The organism is Paraburkholderia sp. IMGN_8 (genome assembly GCF_038050405.1).
GTDB lineage: Bacteria > Pseudomonadota > Gammaproteobacteria > Burkholderiales > Burkholderiaceae > Paraburkholderia.
In genome coordinates this window covers 815,009-833,961 of record NZ_CP150900.1, presented here as the reverse complement: position 1 = coordinate 833,961, position 18,953 = coordinate 815,009, and the positions used below count along the sequence as shown (strand labels likewise).

The 18,953-nt window shown below is 61.4% G+C and carries 16 protein-coding genes; 10 read left to right on the top strand and 6 right to left on the bottom strand.

The annotated features are described in order from the left end of the window. Nucleotides 1–20: 20 nt before the first annotated feature. From ileS to dut, 5 genes are all read left to right on the top strand, one after another. Nucleotides 21–2,858 carry an isoleucine--tRNA ligase gene (ileS, locus tag WN982_RS04010; RefSeq protein ID WP_341314497.1) on the top strand — a complete coding sequence of 946 codons (2,838 nt, stop codon included), beginning with the start codon at nucleotides 21–23 and terminating at the stop codon, nucleotides 2,856–2,858. Beyond that, nucleotides 2,858–3,364 carry a signal peptidase II gene (lspA, locus tag WN982_RS04005; RefSeq protein ID WP_341314496.1) on the top strand — a complete coding sequence of 169 codons (507 nt, stop codon included), beginning with the start codon at nucleotides 2,858–2,860 and terminating at the stop codon, nucleotides 3,362–3,364. Before ileS ends, lspA begins: the two co-directional genes overlap by 1 nt. A gap of 91 nt (nucleotides 3,365–3,455) precedes the next feature. Then, entirely contained in the window at nucleotides 3,456–4,670 is a 1,215-nt protein-coding gene (gene coaBC, locus WN982_RS04000) for a bifunctional phosphopantothenoylcysteine decarboxylase/phosphopantothenate--cysteine ligase CoaBC (protein ID WP_341314495.1), read from the top strand. Nucleotides 4,671–4,757: 87 nt separating this feature from the next. After that, nucleotides 4,758–5,777, top strand: coding sequence for an LLM class flavin-dependent oxidoreductase (locus WN982_RS03995; RefSeq protein ID WP_341314494.1), 1,020 nt, complete (start codon nucleotides 4,758–4,760; stop codon nucleotides 5,775–5,777). A 14-nt stretch (nucleotides 5,778–5,791) separates the two neighbouring features. After that, a complete protein-coding gene (gene dut / locus WN982_RS03990; protein ID WP_341314493.1) occupies nucleotides 5,792–6,238 on the top strand; it encodes a dUTP diphosphatase in 447 nt (148 codons plus the stop codon). Nucleotides 6,239–6,359: 121 nt separating this feature from the next. Here dut and clpA read toward each other — a convergent pair whose 3' ends face one another. Beyond that, the gene (gene clpA, locus WN982_RS03985) at nucleotides 6,360–8,657 is read right to left on the bottom strand and encodes an ATP-dependent Clp protease ATP-binding subunit ClpA (protein WP_074765373.1); all 2,298 of its coding nucleotides are present in this window, start codon (nucleotides 8,655–8,657) and stop codon (nucleotides 6,360–6,362) included. After that, entirely contained in the window at nucleotides 8,654–8,968 is a 315-nt protein-coding gene (gene clpS / locus WN982_RS03980; RefSeq protein WP_006050100.1) for an ATP-dependent Clp protease adapter ClpS, read from the bottom strand. The genes clpA and clpS overlap by 4 nt, the downstream gene beginning before the upstream one ends. Before the next feature lie 529 nt (nucleotides 8,969–9,497). Here clpS and WN982_RS03975 point away from each other — a divergent pair. After that, nucleotides 9,498–9,704, top strand: a complete 207-nt coding sequence (locus WN982_RS03975; protein ID WP_007180614.1) for a cold-shock protein — start codon at nucleotides 9,498–9,500, stop codon at nucleotides 9,702–9,704. 96 nt (nucleotides 9,705–9,800) lie between these two features. Here the strand turns inward: WN982_RS03975 and WN982_RS03970 are convergent, their stop codons facing one another. The 3 genes from WN982_RS03970 to icd form a co-directional block, all read right to left on the bottom strand. Continuing rightward, on the bottom strand, nucleotides 9,801–11,447 hold the full coding sequence (locus tag WN982_RS03970; RefSeq protein ID WP_341314492.1) for a multicopper oxidase family protein: 1,647 nt from the start codon (nucleotides 11,445–11,447) through the stop codon (nucleotides 9,801–9,803). A gap of 133 nt (nucleotides 11,448–11,580) precedes the next feature. Beyond that, nucleotides 11,581–11,943 (bottom strand): hypothetical protein, encoded by a 363-nt coding sequence (locus WN982_RS03965; protein ID WP_341314491.1) that lies wholly within the window; start codon nucleotides 11,941–11,943, stop codon nucleotides 11,581–11,583. Between the two features lie 186 nt (nucleotides 11,944–12,129). Next, complete coding sequence (icd, locus tag WN982_RS03960) at nucleotides 12,130–13,386, bottom strand: NADP-dependent isocitrate dehydrogenase (RefSeq protein WP_341314490.1); 1,257 nt, start codon at nucleotides 13,384–13,386, stop codon at nucleotides 12,130–12,132. A 329-nt stretch (nucleotides 13,387–13,715) separates the two neighbouring features. On the opposite strand from icd, the gene WN982_RS03955 reads away from it, so the two are divergent. The 4 genes from WN982_RS03955 (at nucleotide 13,716) to fusA (ending at nucleotide 17,962) form a co-directional block, all read left to right on the top strand. After that, the gene (locus WN982_RS03955) at nucleotides 13,716–14,285 is read left to right on the top strand and encodes a pseudouridine synthase (RefSeq protein ID WP_341314489.1); all 570 of its coding nucleotides are present in this window, start codon (nucleotides 13,716–13,718) and stop codon (nucleotides 14,283–14,285) included. A 432-nt stretch (nucleotides 14,286–14,717) separates the two neighbouring features. Beyond that, nucleotides 14,718–14,924 carry a hypothetical protein gene (locus tag WN982_RS03950; RefSeq protein WP_341314488.1) on the top strand — a complete coding sequence of 69 codons (207 nt, stop codon included), beginning with the start codon at nucleotides 14,718–14,720 and terminating at the stop codon, nucleotides 14,922–14,924. A gap of 145 nt (nucleotides 14,925–15,069) precedes the next feature. Next, the gene (locus tag WN982_RS03945; RefSeq protein ID WP_341314487.1) at nucleotides 15,070–15,576 is read left to right on the top strand and encodes a DUF192 domain-containing protein; all 507 of its coding nucleotides are present in this window, start codon (nucleotides 15,070–15,072) and stop codon (nucleotides 15,574–15,576) included. 280 nt (nucleotides 15,577–15,856) lie between these two features. Beyond that, complete coding sequence (gene fusA / locus WN982_RS03940; protein WP_341314486.1) at nucleotides 15,857–17,962, top strand: elongation factor G; 2,106 nt, start codon at nucleotides 15,857–15,859, stop codon at nucleotides 17,960–17,962. Nucleotides 17,963–18,092: 130 nt separating this feature from the next. Here the strand turns inward: fusA and WN982_RS03935 are convergent, their stop codons facing one another. Continuing rightward, nucleotides 18,093–18,860 (bottom strand): carbonic anhydrase family protein, encoded by a 768-nt coding sequence (locus WN982_RS03935; protein WP_341314485.1) that lies wholly within the window; start codon nucleotides 18,858–18,860, stop codon nucleotides 18,093–18,095. Between the last annotated feature and the right edge of the window lie 93 nt (nucleotides 18,861–18,953).

Sequence of the window (18,953 nt, the reverse complement as noted above, 5' to 3'; positions counted from 1 at the left end):
GAATTCACCGCGATCTCATCATGAGCAACAAGAAAGCCGATTCGAAACCGCAGTCCCGCTACCCGGTCAACCTGCTCGACACGTCGTTCCCGATGCGTGGCGACCTGCCCAAGCGCGAGCCGCAATGGGTCAAGGAATGGCAGGAACGCAAGATCTACGAAAAGATCCGCGCCGCCAGCCGTGGCCGCAAAAAGTTCATCCTGCACGACGGCCCGCCGTATGCGAACGGCGACATCCACCTCGGCCACGCGGTGAACAAGATCCTGAAGGACATGATCGTCAAGGCGCGCAATCTGGCGGGCTTCGACGCGGTCTACGTGCCCGGTTGGGATTGCCATGGCATGCCAATCGAAATCCAGATCGAAAAGCAGTTCGGCAAGTCGCTGCCGGCCGCCGAAGTGATGCAGAAGGCGCGCGCCTACGCAACCGAACAGATCGAGAAGCAGAAGGTCGGCTTCCGGCGTCTGGGCGTGCTCGGCGACTGGGACAATCCGTACAAGACGATGAACTTCGCGAACGAAGCCGGCGAAATCCGCGCACTCGCGAAGATCATGGAAAAGGGCTACGTGTTTCGCGGCCTGAAGCCGGTCAACTGGTGTTTCGACTGCGGCTCGGCTTTGGCCGAAGCGGAAGTCGAATACAAGGACAAGACCGATCCGACGATCGACGTGCTGTTCGGCTTCGCCGAGCCGGAAAAGACCGCACACGCGTTCGGCCTGAAAGCGCTGCCGCGCAACGAAGGCGGCATCGTGATCTGGACCACGACGCCGTGGACCATCCCCGCCAACCAGGCGCTGAACCTGCATCCGGAAATCGTCTACGCGCTGGTCGATACGCCGCGCGGTTTGCTGATCCTCGCGGAAGAACGCGTCGAAGCGTGCCTGAAACAATACGGCCTGGAAGGCACGATCGTCGCGACTACGCCGGGCGCGAAGCTCGTGAACCTGCGCTTCAACCACCCGCTCGCGTCCGCGCATCCGGGCTACAAGCGCACGGCGCCGGTGTATCTCGGCGACTACGTGACGACCGAAACCGGCACCGGCATCGTTCACTCGTCGCCGGCGTACGGTGTGGAAGACTTCGTGTCGTGCAAAGCGCACGGCATGGCCGATTCGGACATCATCAATCCGGTAATGGGCGACGGCCGTTACATCGAATCGCTCGCGCTGTTCGGTGGGCTGTCAATCTGGGCGGCCAATCCGCAGATCGTCGAAGCGCTTGCAGGCGCCGGCTCGCTGCTGCGCAGCGAGAAATACACTCACAGCTACATGCACTGCTGGCGCCACAAGACGCCGATCATCTATCGTGCGACGTCGCAGTGGTTCGCCGGCATGGACGTGAAGCCGAACGACACCGACAAAACGCTGCGCGAAACCGCGCTCGAAGGCATCGAAAACACCGCGTTTTATCCGTCGTGGGGCAAGCAGCGTCTGTTCAGCATGATCGCCAACCGCCCGGACTGGACGCTGTCGCGTCAGCGCCAATGGGGCGTGCCGATGGCGTTCTTCGTGCACAAGGAAACCGGCGAACTGCATCCGCGCATGCAGGAATTGCTCGAAGAAGTCGCGCAACGCGTCGAGAAGGCCGGCATCGAAGCATGGCAAACGCTCGACCCGCGCGAACTGCTCGGCGACGACGCGAACATGTACGAGAAGAATCGCGACACGCTCGACGTGTGGTTCGATTCCGGCACCACGCACTGGCACGTGCTGCGCGGCTCGCATAAGGACGAACTTCAATTCCCGGCCGACCTGTATCTGGAAGGCTCGGACCAGCACCGCGGCTGGTTCCACTCGTCGCTGCTGACCGCGTCGATGCTCGACGGCCGCCCGCCGTACAACGCGCTGCTGACGCACGGCTTCACCGTCGACGGCGAAGGCCGCAAGATGAGCAAGTCGCTCGGCAACGGTATCGATCCGCATGAAGTCGCGAACCGCCTCGGCGCGGAAATCATCCGCTTGTGGATCGCCTCGACCGATTACTCGGGCGAACTGGCGATCTCCGAGGAAATCCTGAAGCGTGTGACGGAAAGCTATCGCCGCATCCGCAATACGCTGCGCTTCCTGCTCGCGAACCTGTCGGACTTCAACTTCGCGCAGCACGCGCGGCCGGTCGAAGACTGGCTCGAAATCGATCGCTATGCGGTGGCGCTGTCGGCGAATCTGCAGAACGACATCCTGTCGCACTACGACAAGTACGAGTTCCACCCGGTGGTCGCGAAGCTGCAGACGTTCTGCTCGGAAGACCTCGGCGGTTTCTACCTGGACGTGCTGAAAGACCGTCTGTACACCACGGCGGCTGACTCCGTCGCGCGCCGTTCGGCGCAAACCGCGCTGTATCACATCGCGCACGGTCTGCTGCGTCTGATGGCGCCGTTCCTGTCGTTCACCGCCGAAGAAGCGTGGAAGATCTTCTCGCCGAACAGCGAAACGATTTTCACGGAAACCTATCACGCGTTCCCGGCGGTGCCGGACGCCGGCGCCCTGCTCGACAAATGGACGCTGCTGCGCGCCGCGCGCAGCGACGTGACGAAGGCGCTGGAAGAAGCGCGCGTGGCGAACCTGATCGGCTCGTCGCTGCAGGCGGAAGTCGAAATCCGTGCGAGCGGCGCGCGTTACGACGCGCTCGCAAGCCTCGCCGACGACCTGAAGTTCGTGCTGATCACGTCGGCCGCGACCGTCGCGAAGGTCGACAGCGAAGCGGAAGAAGGCGTCGAAGTCATCGCATCGAAGTATCTGAAGTGCGAACGCTGCTGGCACTATCGCGCGGACGTCGGCGCGAACGCCGAACACCCCACGCTGTGCGGCCGTTGCTTCAGCAATCTGTTCGGCAACGGTGAAACCAGGAGCGCGGCATAATGGCGAGAAGCATGTCGAAATCGTCAACCGGAAACAGTTCGCTGGCGCCATGGCTCGGCGTTGCACTGATCGTGATCCTGTTCGATCAGCTGACGAAAATCGCGGTCCAGAAAGTATTTGCGTACGGTGTCGCGCACGAGGTCACGCCGTTTTTCAATCTGATCCTCGTGTACAACCGTGGCGCGGCATTCAGCTTCCTCGCGATGGCGGGCGGCTGGCAGCGCTGGGCGTTCACCGCGCTCGGCGTGGTCGCGGCGCTGGTGATCAGCTATCTGCTCAAGCGTCACGGCACGCAGCGGATGTTCTGCACGGCGCTCTCGCTGATTCTCGGCGGTGCGCTCGGCAATGTGATCGACCGGCTGGCGTACGGCCACGTGATCGACTTTCTCGATTTCCACGTGCGCACGTGGCACTGGCCGGCGTTCAATCTCGCCGACAGCGCGATCACGATCGGCGCGATCCTGCTTGTGCTAGACGAATTGCGGCGCGTGCGCGGCGCGCGCTAACGCCGCTTAGGTCCGCGCTTACGTCCGGTTTGAAGGCCGGCGGCGGTGCAATGCGCCGCTGCTCGCCACCACGCTTTGTCGGAGGCTTTCGTTGGCAACCGAAGAACTCGCAGGAAAACACCTCGTCCTCGGCATGACGGGCGGTATTGCCTGCTATAAGATCGCCGAACTCACGCGCCTGCTGACCAAAGCCGGCGCGACCGTGCAGGTCGTGATGACCGAAGCGGCCACGCAGTTCATCACCCCCGTCACCATGCAGGCGCTGTCGGGCCGTCCGGTCTACACGAGCCAGTGGGACGCGCGCGTGCCGAACAATATGGCGCACATCGATCTGTCGCGTGAAGCGGATGCGATCGTGATCGCGCCCGCCTCCACCGATTTCCTCGCCAAACTCGCGCACGGCATGGCCGACGATCTGCTGTCGACGCTGTGCATCGCGCGCGATTGTCCGCTGCTGGTCGTGCCCGCGATGAACCGGCAGATGTGGCAGAACCCGGCGACACAGCGCAACGTCGCACAACTGCGCGCGGACGGTATCGAAGTGCTGGGCCCCGACTCGGGTCCGCAAGCGTGCGGCGAAGTCGGCGACGGGCGGATGCTGGAAGCGTCGGCGACCTATGAAGCGATCGCTTCATTCTTTTCACCCAAAATTCTGTCTGGCCGGCGCGTGTTGCTGACGGCCGGCCCGACCTTCGAACCGCTCGATCCGGTGCGCGGCATCACCAATCGTTCGAGCGGCAAGATGGGCTTCGCTCTCGCTCGCGCCGCGCAACAAGCGGGCGCCGACGTGCATCTGGTCGCCGGTCCGGTGGCGCTGGAAACCCCGTGGGGCGTGTTCCGCGAGGACGTGCAAACCGCGCAGCAGATGCACGACGCGGTGATGCAGTCGGTCGCCGACTGCGACATCTTCATCGGTGTGGCCGCGGTCGCCGACTGGCGCGTCGATCACACGAGCGAGCACAAGATCAAGAAGACCGCCGAGCGCGCGATGCCGGCTTTCACCTTCGTCGAAAATCCGGATATTCTGGCCTCGGTAGCGAAGCTCCCGCATCCGCCTTTTGCGGTCGGTTTCGCGGCGGAAAGCGGCGACCTGGAAGTGCATGGCGAAGAAAAGCGCGTGCGCAAGAAGGTGCCGCTCCTGATCGGCAATCTCGGCCCGCTGACCTTCGGCCTCGACGATAACGAAGTGATTCTGTTCGAAGCAGGCGGCGTGACCAGGCTGCCACGCGCCGACAAGCAGACGCTCGCGCGCGCGCTGATTGCGGAGATCGCCAGGCGTCTGCCCGACACTAGTCCGATTCGCTGAAGCTGCCCGCTGCGACGCACGCTGTGAATTCAGCATGCCTTGCCGCGAGTCGCCCGAGCGCACTGAATCATCTGGAGCAGTACTGACATGACGCTACTTTCCGTGCTCGATCAAACGCCCGTGATCGACGGGCACTCGGTGGCGGACGCGATCGCCGCCACTGTCGAACTGGCGCAACTTGCCGACGACCTCGGCTACACACGCTACTGGTGCGCTGAACACCACGGCCTGCGCGGCGTGTCGAACCCCTGCCCCGAGGTGATGCTCGCGCACCTCGGCAGCGTGACCAAACGTATCCGCATCGGCTCCGGCGGCGTGATGCTGCCGTACTACAGCCCGTTCAAAGTCGCCGAGCAGTTCATGATGCTCGAGGCGCTGTTTCCCAATCGTATCGATCTCGGCGTAGGACGCGCGCCGGGCGGAGACATGCAAACGGCGCAAGCGGTGGCGGCCGGCGCCTACAATCGCGGCGACATTTTCCCGCAGCAGGTCGCGGATCTGGTCGGCCTGATGCACGGCCCGCTGCCCGAGGGCCATCTCGCGCGCGGCGTACTGCTGCAACCGCAAGTCGCCACGCGCCCGCAACTCTGGATGCTCGGTTCGAGCGAATTCGGCGGCCTGCTCGCGGCGCAACTTGGTATCCGCTTCGCGTTCGCGCATTTCATCAACGCGCACTTCGGGCATCAGGTGGCGCTGGCTTATCGTGACCGCTTCAAGGCTAGCCTGGAAGCGGAACAGCCGTACCTGGCCGCCGCCGTGTTCGTGATTTGCGCGGACACCGAGCAGGAAGCCGCCAACCTGGAAAAAGCGGTCGACCTGCGCCGCGTGCAGATGGCCCTTGGCCTGAATGCGCCGATTCCGACGGTCGAGCAAGGCGCGGCGCAAGAATACGGCGTACGCGAGCAACTGGTGATCGACCGCGAGAAGCCGCGCAGTATCATCGGCACGCCGGAAACCGTGACCGAGCGCCTCCAGGATTTGCAGGCGCAATTCCAGGCCGACGAACTGATCGTACTCACCGTAGCGGGCAGCTATCGCGCCCGGCTGCGCTCCTATGAACTCCTGGCCGACGCGTTCCAGCTCGGACGCCAAGCCTCCACCTCTTAACCTTTCGAACCTGCATGAAACTCGACCTGAAGATTCTCGATGCGCGGATGCGCGACCAACTCCCGGCCTACGCAACCACCGGCAGCGCGGGCCTCGACCTGCGCGCCTGCCTCGACGAACCATTGACGCTCGCGCCCGGCGGCACCGCACTGGTGCCGACGGGTCTGGCGATCCACGTCGGCGATCCGGGCTATGCGGCCTTGATCCTGCCGCGCTCGGGTTTGGGCCATAAGCACGGGATCGTGCTGGGCAATCTGGTCGGTCTGATCGATTCGGATTACCAGGGGCAGCTGATGATTTCGACGTGGAACCGCGGCGAAACCACCTTCGTGCTGAATCCGATGGAGCGCCTCGCGCAACTCGTGATCGTGCCGGTCGTGCAAGCCGCGTTCAACATCGTCGACGATTTCGCGGAAAGCGAGCGTGGCGCAGGCGGTTTCGGCAGCACCGGCAAGCATTGATCTATCGCTTGGCGGCGTGATTGCGGCGCGACGAAGTAGATTGAAATGCAAAAAGAAGAAGGGCGCGGGATTTAACCCGCGCCCTTCTTCTTTCAAGTGAAACGAAGCGTCAACTTCGCCCTTACTCGACTTCGACCGCTTCCGGATTCGGATTGCGCGGCGCCGGATGCTCGTCGAAGGTCAGTTGCACCTTGTCTTCCGCATCGACGTCGACAGTCACGCGACCGCCGTTCATCAGTTTGCCGAACAGCAACTCGTCGGCCAGTGCACGACGGATCGTGTCCTGGATCAAACGCTGCATTGGCCGCGCGCCCATCAACGGGTCGAAACCGTGCTTGGCGAGATGCTTGCGCAGCGCGTCAGTGAAGAGCGCATCGACCTTCTTCTCATGCAGCTGATCTTCCAGCTGCATCAGGAACTTGTCGACCACGCGCATGATGATTTCTTCATCGAGCGAGCGGAAGCTGATCGTCGCGTCCAGACGGTTACGGAACTCCGGCGTGAACATGCGCTTGATGTCGACCATTTCGTCGCCGGTCTCCCGGCGATTCGTGAAGCCAATCACCGACTTGCCCATTGCCTCGGCGCCCGCGTTCGTCGTCATGATGATGATGACGTTACGGAAATCCGCTTTGCGGCCGTTGTTGTCCGTCAGCGTGCCGTGGTCCATCACCTGCAGCAGCACGTTGTAAATGTCCGGATGCGCCTTCTCGATTTCGTCGAGCAGCAGCACGCAATGCGGCTTCTTCGTGACAGCTTCGGTCAGCAGACCGCCCTGATCGAAACCGACGTAGCCCGGCGGCGCGCCGATCAAACGGCTCACCGCATGACGCTCCATGTATTCCGACATGTCGAAGCGGATCAACTCGATCCCCAGCGTGAACGCCAGTTGCTTCGCCACTTCCGTCTTGCCGACGCCCGTGGGACCGGAGAACAGGAACGCGCCGATCGGCTTGTCCAGCTTGCCGAGACCTGCGCGCGCCATCTTGATCGCGGCCGACAGTGCGTCGATGGCCGGGTCTTGCCCGAACACCACGCTCTTCAGATCGCGATCCAGCGTTTGCAGCTTGCTGCGATCGTCTTGCGACACGCTTTGCGGCGGGACGCGGGCGATCTTCGAGATGATTTCTTCGATCTCGTTCTTGCCGATGGTCTTCTTCTGCTTCGACTTCGGCAGGATGCGTTGCGCCGCGCCTGCTTCGTCGATCACGTCGATCGCCTTGTCCGGCAAATGACGATCCGTGATGAAGCGCGCCGACAACTCAGCCGCCGCCGACAACGCACCCGACGAATACTTCACGCCGTGATGCTCTTCGAAACGCGACTTCAGGCCACGCAGGATCGCCACCGTCTGCTCGACGGTCGGCTCGGTCACGTCGACCTTCTGGAACCGGCGCGACAATGCCGCGTCTTTTTCGAAGATGCCGCGATACTCAGTGAAGGTCGTCGCGCCGATGCACTTGAGCGTGCCCGACGACAACGCCGGCTTCAGCAGGTTGGACGCGTCCAGCGTCCCGCCCGATGCAGCACCCGCGCCGATCAGCGTATGAATCTCGTCGATGAACAGGATGGCGTGCGGACGTTCCTTCAATTCCTTGAGGACCGTCTTCAGACGTTGTTCGAAGTCGCCGCGATACTTGGTGCCGGCGAGCAGCGCGCCCATGTCGAGCGAATACACTTGCGCATCCGCCAGGATGTCCGGCACTTCGCCGCGCGTGATGCGCCAGGCGAGCCCTTCGGCGATCGCCGTCTTGCCGACGCCGGCCTCGCCGACCAGCAGCGGATTGTTCTTGCGGCGACGGCACAGCACCTGCACCACGCGCTCGACTTCCGACTCGCGCCCGATCAGCGGATCGATGCGGCCGTCTTTCGCCATCTGGTTCAGGTTCTGCGTGAACTGTGCCAGCGGGGTTTCCTTCTGCGCGGCGGCCTCGTCGGACTCGGCATTCGCGTCGCTCGCTTTCGCGGCGTCCGTGCTGCTGGTCTTCGCAATGCCGTGCGAGATGAAGTTCACCACGTCGAGGCGCGTCACGCCCTGCTGTTGCAGGTAGTACACCGCGTGCGAGTCCTTCTCGCCGAAGATCGCCACCAGCACGTTCGCGCCGGTGACTTCCTTCTTGCCATTCGAGGTGGATTGCACATGCATGATCGCGCGCTGAATCACACGCTGGAAACCCAGCGTGGGCTGCGTGTCGACGTCATCCGTGCCGGGCACGGTAGGCGTGTTGTCATGAATGAAGTTGCGCAGGTTCTGGCGCAGATCCTCGATATTGGCCGCGCATGCACGCAACACCTCCGCGGCCGTCGGATTGTCCAACAGTGCCAGCAAAAGATGTTCGACCGTGATGAACTCGTGCCGTGCCTGGCGTGCTTCCATGAACGCCATGTGCAGGCTGACTTCCAGTTCCTGGGCAATCATGCTTCCTCCATCACACACTGCAGCGGATGCCCGGCCTGCCGTGCGTGGGTAACGACTTGCTCGACTTTGGTCGACGCGATGTCCCGCGTATAGACCCCACAAACTCCCCTGCCCTCGCGATGCACCTTCAACATAACCTGCGTTGCGGTTTCACGATCTTTATTGAAATATTCCTGCACGATCATCACGACAAATTCCATCGGCGTGAAGTCGTCATTCAACAGCACCACCTTGTACATGGAAGGCGGCTTCAGCTTCTTTTCCTGCCGCTCCAGTACGGTGCCGTCCTGCTTGTCCGGGATAATCGCCATACACCCATTCTAAACAACTAGGACAGGCCCGCAATCCTGTCAAAACCCGACCGTCCGGCCGGTGAGCCCGTTCGCTGCCGCCTGATGGGTAATCCCCCCCAAGCGTGCGTCATTCCACGAGCCGATTGCGGAGCCGGCCCCTATCCAGTGATGCTTCGCGGCCGTGCTGCGCCGCAGTCGGATCGAGTATCGCACAACCTGCCGGGGCGGGTTGTCAGCAACGGGCGCCCCGCAGAACAGCAGGTGAGTCGATTATGCGACTTTTCAAGACGGCCCGCTTGCGCAACCGCACATAACAAAAGCGGGAAAAACCCTGGAAATCGACTGTTTGCAACGAGGCGACGAGCGTCTCAAAATTTTCTTGACACTCGAATAAAGAGCCTCAACAATCAAGCTGGCACTTTTTTCACTGCGCCATAAATTTCGAAAAAATGCCGATGGTGAGCTTGTGAGGAGGGAGCGGCTGCATCGCGGTCGTGGAGCTTTTCGAGGGCTCGTGGTAGTGACATGAGTTACAGGGGAAGTTGGAATGGCAACTGGTACGGTCAAATGGTTCAATGACGCAAAAGGTTTCGGATTCATTACGCCTGATGAAGGTGGTGAGGATCTGTTTGCACACTTCTCGGCCATCCAGATGAATGGGTTCAAGACCCTCAAGGAAGGTCAAAAAGTAACCTTCGAGGTCGTGCAAGGCCCGAAAGGCAAGCAGGCATCGAACATCCAGGCACCTGCCTGAATCTGTTCGATTCCCGTTCCTTGGAAACCCGGCTTCGTGCCGGGTTTCTTTTTTTCGGCTTCCCCTTCTAAACCTGCTGAGCGCTCACCGCACGCGTCACACCACCTTCAGCGTGCCCATCATGCCGAGGTCCTCGTGTTCGAGGATGTGACAATGGAACATGCGCTCGCCCACCATCCGCTGTACGGTGGCAATCCGCACGATCTCATCCGGCTGCACATTGACCGTGTCGCGCCACGCCCGATATGGCTCCGGCGTGACCGCGCCGCCCCGCTCCCGCTCGACAATCTGAAACTGCGTGCCGTGCAGATGGAACGGATGATCCATGTCGGTGCGGTTTTCGATCGACCAGAGTTCGACTTCGTCGCGCCGGCTGGTCAACGTGATGCGCGATGGGTCGAAAACCTGACCGTTGATCATGAAAGTCATACCGGCAGGCATTGTGTTGCCATGCACAGCTGACGCCTTCGGGTTGTGCATCGCGGCCATGTCCATCTGTTCCGAGAACACTACGGATTTCTTCGCGGCCGGCGTGCCGAGCGGCGACATGGGGCGCAACGTCGCCGGCAACTCGCGCGCCTTGACGCCAGATGGCGGATTAAAGCTAACGTCGGCGAGCGCATGGGCTGGGTCGGGCGGCAGGCTGCCGTGCGACATCGCCATCTTGCCGCGATCGTAAACGCCGGCGCTCAGCACCACCTGCGACAGGTTCGCGCCCGCGCGGACGATCACCTCGGCGCGCTCGCCAGGCGCCAGCAACAGCTCCGTGAGTCCTTCGCGCGGCTGCTCCAGCAGGCCGCCGTCCGTGCCGACCTGCGCAAAATGCTGCCCGGCGCCGAGCGAAAATCTCAAATAACGGGCATTGCATCCATTCCACAGACGCCAACGCTCGTCGTTCGTTACCTCGATGCGCGGACGGCGCGCGCCGTTGACCAGCACGAACTGGCCTTCACGGCCGTTCATCCAGTCCATCATGTCGTTCGGCGGGATGGTGCCGTCACTAGCGAGCTTCAGGTCCGAGAAGAACAGATGGCGCTCGGGCCAGACTGAAAGCGGATCGTCGGCTGCGCGCACCACAATGGGTCCGGCCAGTCCGCGAAATACCTGCTCCGCCGACATCATGTGCGGATGCGGGTGATACCAGTAGGTGCCGGCGCTGCCCGGCGGCAACGTGAAGCGGTACACATGCGAAGCGCCCGGCGCGACCGGCATCGAAGGATTGCCGTCCTGGTCGGGCGGCACCGGCAAGCCGTGCCAGTGAATCGTCGACGCTTGCGGCAGACGGTTGACGAAGCGGATCTCGACAGTGTCGCCTTCGCGAACGTCGATCAACGGACCGACGACTGGACCCGCGGTCTGTGTCACGCTGGCGTTTGCGCCGCCCTGGTCGTATTGCCAGAAGATGGTGAACGGTTTGCCGGGCAGCAGTTTGCGTTTGACCGGTTGCGCGACCAACGTCGCGCGGAACACGCCAGGCTCACGGCTTTCGTTGGCGAGCGTACGTAAAGCGGCGAGCGGCGCGCCGGCCGGAAGTGCGTCAGGCGCGGCCAATGACGCGGCCGCCGGCTTGGCCGCTTTGTGTGCGGACATCGACGGCATATCGGACATGTCCATGCCGCCCATATCGTCCACGCCTGACATCTTGTGCATCGAATGGGCGTCATGCTGTGCGAACGCGCTGCGCGCGAACAACGACGCGGCTGCCGCGCTCAACGCGCGGGCGAGAAATTGCCTGCGAATCATGGATGATTTCCTCTGTTTTGTTCAGATAGCGGGACAGGCGCCGGGGCGAGTCCACGCTCGATCGTTAACGGGTCGGCTTATGGGAAGCGCGACCTTGACCTTGTGGCGTGCGCGGCGTTGGCACGCACAACGATCAGCCTATCGGCGGCCGCAACAGAGGCGCACGAGTGACACCGGTGCGCTGCGGCTCGGCAAGCGCCCGCGGCAGCGACGCGCCGGACGCGCGCGGCTCGAAAGCAAATACGACGAACAGTGCGGCGCAATGCGTGCCGCACGCGTTCGAGCAGCACAAAGAATGATCGTGCCGACAGGGCACCCCGGCGGCGGCCATACTGGCGCAGGGTGCGGTTTCACTGACGGTGGCGAACGCACCGTCGGCGGGTTGGACGGCCTGCATCGCGCGAGCGCCTTGCATCGGCGCCGTGGCATGTTCGTGCGCGAACGCACCTTGCGTCGCAAGCAACGCGAGGGCCAGCACGATGAGGATTCGCCACACGGAGGTCATTGCAGAACGAATAGGTACGATGCACGAAAAGCAGGTAATCGAAGAATCATAACGCAAGCTACTTTTACCTCCCGCTTGAATCGCGTCCACCCATGTTCCACCTCAAAAAACAAAAACCCCGGCCGCCTCACGGCGCCGGGGTCCCATTCCAGGCTGGGAGAAACCAGCTCGAATCGCTTACATATTCTCGATCATCACCTGACCAAAACCCGAGCACGACACTTGCGTCGCGCCTTCCATCAGACGCGCGAAGTCATACGTGACCCGCTTTTGCAGGATCGACTTCTCCATCGACTTGATAATGAGGTCCGCCGCTTCAGTCCAGCCGAGGTGGCGCAGCATCATTTCCGCCGAGAGAATTTCCGAACCCGGGTTCACGTAATCTTTACCCGCGTATTTCGGCGCCGTACCGTGCGTGGCTTCGAACATCGCGACCGAATCCGACATGTTCGCGCCCGGCGCGATACCGATACCGCCGACTTGCGCAGCCAGTGCGTCCGAAACGTAATCGCCGTTCAGGTTCAGCGTGGCGATCACGTCGTATTCCGCCGGACGCAGCAGAATCTGCTGGAGGAACGCATCGGCGATTACGTCTTTCACGACGATGTCGCCACCGGTTTTCGGGTTCTTGACCTTCATCCACGGGCCGCCGTCGATCAGCTCCGCGGCGAATTCCTTCTGCGCCAGCGCATAACCGTAGTCGCGGAATGCGCCTTCCGTGAACTTCATGATGTTGCCCTTGTGCACGAGCGTGACCGAGCGGCGATCGTTGTCGATCGCGTACTGGATCGCTTTGCGCACCAGACGCTCCGTGCCCTCGCGCGACACCGGCTTGATACCGATGCCCGACGTTTCCGGGAAGCGGATCTTCTTCACGCCCATTTCTTCGCGCAGGAACTTGATGACCTTCTTGGCCTGTTCCGATTCCGCCGCCCACTCGATACCGGCGTAGATGTCTTCCGAGTTCTCGCGGAAGATCACCATGTTGGTCTTTTCCGGTTCACGCACCGGCGAAGGCACGCCCTTGAAGTACTGCACCGGGCGCAAACAGACATACAGATCCAGGTCCTGACGCAGCGCGACGTTCAGCGAACGGATGCCGCCGCCCACCGGCGTGGTGAGCGGACCTTTGATCGACACGACGTATTCCTTCAGCACCTGCAGCGATTCTTCCGGCAGCCACACGTCCGGGCCGTACACCTTGGTTGCCTTCTCGCCGGCGTAGATTTCCATCCAGTGGATCTTCTTCTTGCCTGCATACGCTTTTTCAACTGCCGCATCCACCACCTTGAGCATCACCGGAGTGATGTCGGCGCCTGTGCCGTCGCCTTCGATAAACGGAATGATCGGCTGGTCGGAAACGTTGAGCGAGAAATCTGCATTGACAGTGATCTTGTCACCGCCGGTCGGAACCTTGATGTGCTGATACGGCATGATCGGACTCCAGTGAAGGCTGTGCTGAAAGCTGATGGGAGACTGCGAAACCGGGCGCTCCTCGCTACGCGCATGCTGGACGCCCGCAGGCGGCCAGGCCGCTATTCTAGCCCACGCCGATACTGGAGCGAGCCTGCCGCGGGTCGGGGTTTTCCTACATGACGTGCACGCTGAAGCGCTTCTTATTCTTATGTCTTATATAAGATAAAAGACTTGCCAGCGCTAATTATGCATTATTATCCCCGCCATTTACTATTGAACCCGCGCCTCTCAAGGCTTGGACGGCGCTTCCCCGCCCGGCCGGCACCCGCGTCTTTCACCGATCCAGTATGCGTCTTCTCGCTTTGAACAAACCGTTCGGCACCATCTGCCAATTTTCGCCGCACGAAACGCGCGCGTCGCTGGCCAACTGGGTCAAGGTGCCCGGCGTCTACCCGGCGGGCCGGCTCGACTCGGACAGCGAAGGGCTGCTGCTGCTCACCGACGACGGCGCGCTGCAAGCGCGCATCGCCGAGCCGCGCCACAAACTGGTCAAACGTTATTGGGCGCAAGTGGAAGGCGCGGTCGATCAGGCCACCCTGAAGAAGCTCGCGCGCGGCGTCGATCTCGGCGACTATGTCACACGGCCATGCCGCGCTGAATATGTCGAGCCGACTGACGCACTATGGACACGCACCCCGCCGATCCGCTATCGCGCCGCGATTCCGACCACATGGATCGAGTTGTCGATCACCGAAGGCAAGAACCGCCAGGTGCGCCGAATGACTGCGGCGGTGGGTTTTCCGACGCTGCGCCTCGTACGCGTCGGCGTGGGCGCGCTCGATATTTTTTCGCTGGGGCTGCAACCTGGCGAGAGCACTGAGTTGCCGCTTAAGGCGCCGTGGGACGGCGTCGTTTGAACCACATTGCATACACACTTACGCATTTTTGCATCTGCATCGAAAAATCTAACTCGTTGTATTCGCAAATAAAATTCCGCGCGAAACTGCTGTGAAACATGCGTGAAACAATAGAGCTCGCGAGCACTGCCCGGCGATCCATTTCCATTCGCGTGTCGACGAATAAACATTCGCGAAAAATTACGTCAACCGGTGCGCGAGCTCACGCGTTATTCGACACAGATGCCGCCCGAAGCTATCCGGCATTCAGCCTTAAGGGCCTTTGTGCAAGCCGCTCTCGCGGGAGGTACAGGGAGTCTGAGCGCTAAAGCAGACGCGTCGAAAATTTGTTCGATGCGGCTGTCAACCGAAAGGTGGATGGCACGTTTACCGACATGACTCTACATATAGCCGGGTCATTTGGTTAATTAACTAAAGCTGAGGATTCACAAAATGAACAAACTGATCGCCGCTCTGGTCGCTGGTCTCTTCGCAACGGCAGCATTCGCACAAGCTTCGGCACCGGCAGCAGCTTCGGCAGCTCCGATGGCAGCTCCGGCAGCAGCAGCTTCGTCGGCAAAGAAGGCCACCAAGCACCACGCTCACAAGAAGTCGCACAAGAAGGCAGCAGCAGCTGCAGCTTCGGGCGCTTCGGAGTAAGTTTGTTGTAACAACGCAGTCAAGAACTAGCTTCATTGCCGTTCTTACGGCGTTGAAAGGCAGATCGCCGCAAGGCGATCTGCCTTTTTGTTTTTGACGCGCTCGCGTAACATTCGCGGGTTAATTTCCAGCCAGGAGTCATGCCGTGCGATTTTCCATGCGCTCGTTGATTGCGCGTTTCGCGTTTGCCGTTGCACTGCCGCTCGCGGCACTGTCGTTCGCCGCCACTACCGCTCTTCCCGCCCATGCGCAGCAGATGCCGGCCGGTGCGAAGCAGCCCGGCGATTTTCCGCGCGCAAAGCTGACAGCGGGCATGTTCGTGATCGACGCCGCCGTCGCCGCCAACGATCCGGACCGCGAGCAAGGTTTGATGTATCGCACGAACCTCGCACCGAACGAAGGCATGCTGTTCGTCTTCAATGAAAACGCAGGGCATTGCTTCTGGATGAAGAACACCTTGATCCCGCTGTCGATCGCATTCATGCGCGCCGACGGCACGATCACCGACATCGACGAGATGCAGGCCGAGACCACCAACAATCACTGCCCGAAGAACAACGGCGTGTATGCGTTGGAGATGAGCAAAGGCTGGTTCACGTCGAAGGGCATCAAACCGGGGATGAAGATCCAGGGGCTGCCGGCCGCGCAATAAGTCGCGTCGACCATGGCGGCGCCCGCCACTTCGTCAGCCGCTGCTTCAAAAAAAGCCGGTGCCTTTTGCAGGGCGCCGGCTTTTTCATTTGCCCGGCGCGCGCCGTTCCGGCCGCCGAAACCCCGCCAGCAGGCGCTCGGATCCAGCTGGCAAGATTCCTGCAAAAGACGGGCCGACGCGCTATCCTAGTATTCTTGACACTGCAGCACCCAGACTGCCCGGGCAGCACAGACTGCCGCCCGGCAAGCGCCTTCAGGCGCGCTATTCCAAGGAGGTTCACGTGCCCCGCAAGACCCCCATCGAGCGCTACCGAAATATCGGCATTAGCGCTCACATCGATGCCGGTAAAACCACCACCACTGAACGCATCCTGTTCTACACCGGCGTGACCCACAAGATCGGCGAGGTTCACGACGGTGCGGCGACGATGGACTGGATGGAACAGGAGCAGGAGCGCGGCATCACTATCACGTCGGCGGCCACGACCGCCTTCTGGAAAGGCATGGCCGGCAACTATCCGGAACACCGGATCAACATCATCGACACCCCGGGCCACGTCGACTTCACGATCGAAGTGGAGCGCTCGATGCGCGTGCTCGACGGCGCCTGCATGGTGTACGACTCGGTCGGCGGCGTGCAGCCGCAGTCCGAAACGGTGTGGCGCCAGGCGAACAAGTACAAGGTGCCGCGCATTGCATTCGTCAACAAGATGGACCGCGTCGGCGCGGACTTTTTCCGCGTACAGAGGCAGATCGGCGATCGTCTGAAGGGCGTCGCCGTGCCGATCCAGATTCCGATCGGCGCGGAAGAGCATTTCCAGGGCGTGGTCGATCTCGTCAAGATGAAAGCGATCGTCTGGGACGAAGAGAACCAGGGCATCAAGTTCGAGTACAAGGATATCCCGGCAGAGCTCGCCGCCACCGCCAAGGAATGGCACGACAAGATGGTCGAGGCCGCCGCTGAAGCGAGCGAGGATCTGCTCGAGAAATACCTGGGCGGCGAAACGCTGACCGAAGAGGAAATCAAGCACGGTATCCGTGTGCGCACGATCGCCAACGAGATCGTGCCGATGCTGTGCGGCAGCGCGTTCAAGAACAAGGGCGTGCAGGCCATGCTCGACGCGGTGATCGACTATCTGCCGTCGCCGCTCGACGTGCCTGCCATCACCGGTCACGACGAGCACGACAACGAAATCGAGCGTCATCCGAAAGACGACGATCCGTTCTCCGCCCTTGCCTTCAAGATCATGACTGACCCGTTCGTCGGCCAGTTGATCTTTTTCCGCGTGTATTCGGGCGTGGTGAATTCGGGCGACACCGTCTACAACGCGATCAAGGAAAAGAAGGAACGCCTTGGCCGGATCCTGCAGATGCACGCGAACGAGCGCAAGGAAATCAAGGAAGTCTACGCGGGCGACATCGCCGCGGCGGTCGGCCTGAAAGAAGCGACCACGGGCGACACGCTGTGCGATCCGAACCACGTGATCATCCTTGAAAAGATGATCTTCCCGGAGCCGGTGATCTCGCAGGCAGTCGAGCCGAAGACCAAGGTCGACCAGGAAAAGATGGGCATCGCGCTCAATCGCCTGGCGCAGGAAGACCCGTCGTTCCGCGTGCAAACGGATGAAGAATCCGGCCAGACCATCATCTCCGGGATGGGCGAGTTGCACCTGGAAATTCTGGTCGACCGGATGAAGCGCGAGTTCGGTGTCGAGGCGACGGTCGGCAAGCCGCAAGTCGCGTACCGCGAAACGGTGCGCAACAAGGTCGAGGATGTCGAAGGCAAGTTCGTCAAGCAGTCGGGCGGCCGCGGCCAATACGGCCACGCGGTGATCACGCTCGAACCGGCGCCGCAAGGCAAGGGCTACGAGTTCGTCGACGCGATCAAGGGCGGTGTGATCCCACGCGAGTTCATCCCGGCGGTCGACAAGGGCATTGTGGAAACGCTGAAGGCCGGTGTTCTGGCGGGCTATCCGGTGGTCGACGTGAAGGTCACGCTGACCTTCGGTTCGTACCACGACGTGGACTCGAATGAAAACGCGTTCCGCATGGCCGGTTCGATCGCGTTCAAGGAAGCCATGCGCCGCGCCAAGCCGGTACTGCTCGAACCGATGATGGCCGTCGAAGTGGAAACGCCGGAAGACTTCATGGGCAACGTGATGGGCGACCTGTCGAGCCGTCGTGGACTCGTGCAAGGGATGGAAGACATCGCCGGCGGCGGTGGCAAGCTGGTGCGCGCCGAAGTGCCTCTCGCGGAAATGTTCGGCTACTCGACGTCGCTGCGTTCGGCGACCCAAGGCCGCGCGACGTACACGATGGAGTTCAAGCACTACGCTGAAACGCCGAACAACGTGGCCGAAGCGGTGATCAACGCGAAGCAGAAGTAAGCGCTGAAGCTTGCAACGCGCCATGTGCTGCAGCGTAGGCCAGAGCTAAAAAGCCCGTCCTTTGTGGACGGGCTTTTTTTCATCGCGGCGTGAATGCCGTGGATTTAAGTGATTTCCTGGCGCCGGCGAATCAGTTCACTTCCCAGATATCGCGCCCGTTAAGCGCTTGCACGGGACGTTGATTGCCGTGATAGAAACCCTCCATCGCGTCGAGCTGCTGCTGGGTGATAGTAATGGGTTCTTTGAACTCGATCCACGTCACACCTTCCGAGCAAGGCGGCGTGGTCAGGGAGCCGCTGTAAGTGTAGTAGCCGGTGTTCCTGGGCAGCAGGTCGAGCGGGTTGATCATGACGCCCTTAGCCATCAGTTCGGCGCCCTTCTCACGGGGGATGCGATCCAGCATGGCCCGAATCACCGGATTGGGTTGCGCCCCGAGTTTGAACTGAACGGCTAGTACAAGAAGTTTGCCGCCGTCGGAATGGTGAACGAAGTGAGCATCCATCACGCTTGCTTTGCCGGCGAAGCGTTCTTCACCCGGTGCATGGAAGTGGAACTGGACCAGTTGGTATGGGTGATCGCCGAGCGAGACGCTATCCGTGCCCGGTGCCGCGTTGAACTGCACAGAGTGCCCGGTATTGGTGATGTCGATGGGAAGGGGCTGGTAGTTGATTTTCAGCCTGGGCATATCGGCGGGCGCCTTCTTCGCACCTCTGATATCGATCGGCGATTCGGCGCGGCCACTTTCGCAAGCGTGAAAGTCTTTGCTGATTTCGCCCCAGTGATCAGGGCCGTGTTCGCCGCTGTAGGTCCATTCGTGGCTGGGTTCGGCCGAAGCATTGAACGTAGCGCAAGCCATAAATAGGAACACACCGCAAGACAACCGTTTGACCTTGTTCATTGTTGTTACACCCCTGAAATTGACAGGGCATCAGCGTGCAACGGGACACGCGGCATCCCTATCGGAAAAGTCCGAAAAGTGGGTGGCGAAAAG

Excerpts from the sequence above, each read along its gene's own strand:
- lspA (WP_341314496.1), top strand. The coding sequence starts at position 2,858 with ATGGCGAGAAGCATGTCGAAATCGTCAACCGGAAACAGTTCGCTGGCG.
- WN982_RS03955 (WP_341314489.1), top strand. The coding sequence starts at position 13,716 with ATGCGTCTTCTCGCTTTGAACAAACCGTTCGGCACCATCTGCCAATTT.
- WN982_RS03995 (WP_341314494.1), top strand. The coding sequence starts at position 4,758 with ATGACGCTACTTTCCGTGCTCGATCAAACGCCCGTGATCGACGGGCAC.
- WN982_RS03950 (WP_341314488.1), top strand. The coding sequence starts at position 14,718 with ATGAACAAACTGATCGCCGCTCTGGTCGCTGGTCTCTTCGCAACGGCA.
- ileS (WP_341314497.1), top strand. The coding sequence starts at position 21 with ATGAGCAACAAGAAAGCCGATTCGAAACCGCAGTCCCGCTACCCGGTC.
- WN982_RS03970 (WP_341314492.1), bottom strand. The coding sequence starts at position 11,447 with ATGATTCGCAGGCAATTTCTCGCCCGCGCGTTGAGCGCGGCAGCCGCG.
- WN982_RS03975 (WP_007180614.1), top strand. The coding sequence starts at position 9,498 with ATGGCAACTGGTACGGTCAAATGGTTCAATGACGCAAAAGGTTTCGGA.
- clpS (WP_006050100.1), bottom strand. The coding sequence starts at position 8,968 with ATGGCGATTATCCCGGACAAGCAGGACGGCACCGTACTGGAGCGGCAG.
- icd (WP_341314490.1), bottom strand. The coding sequence starts at position 13,386 with ATGCCGTATCAGCACATCAAGGTTCCGACCGGCGGTGACAAGATCACT.
- clpA (WP_074765373.1), bottom strand. The coding sequence starts at position 8,657 with ATGATTGCCCAGGAACTGGAAGTCAGCCTGCACATGGCGTTCATGGAA.
- dut (WP_341314493.1), top strand. The coding sequence starts at position 5,792 with ATGAAACTCGACCTGAAGATTCTCGATGCGCGGATGCGCGACCAACTC.
- WN982_RS03935 (WP_341314485.1), bottom strand. The coding sequence starts at position 18,860 with ATGAACAAGGTCAAACGGTTGTCTTGCGGTGTGTTCCTATTTATGGCT.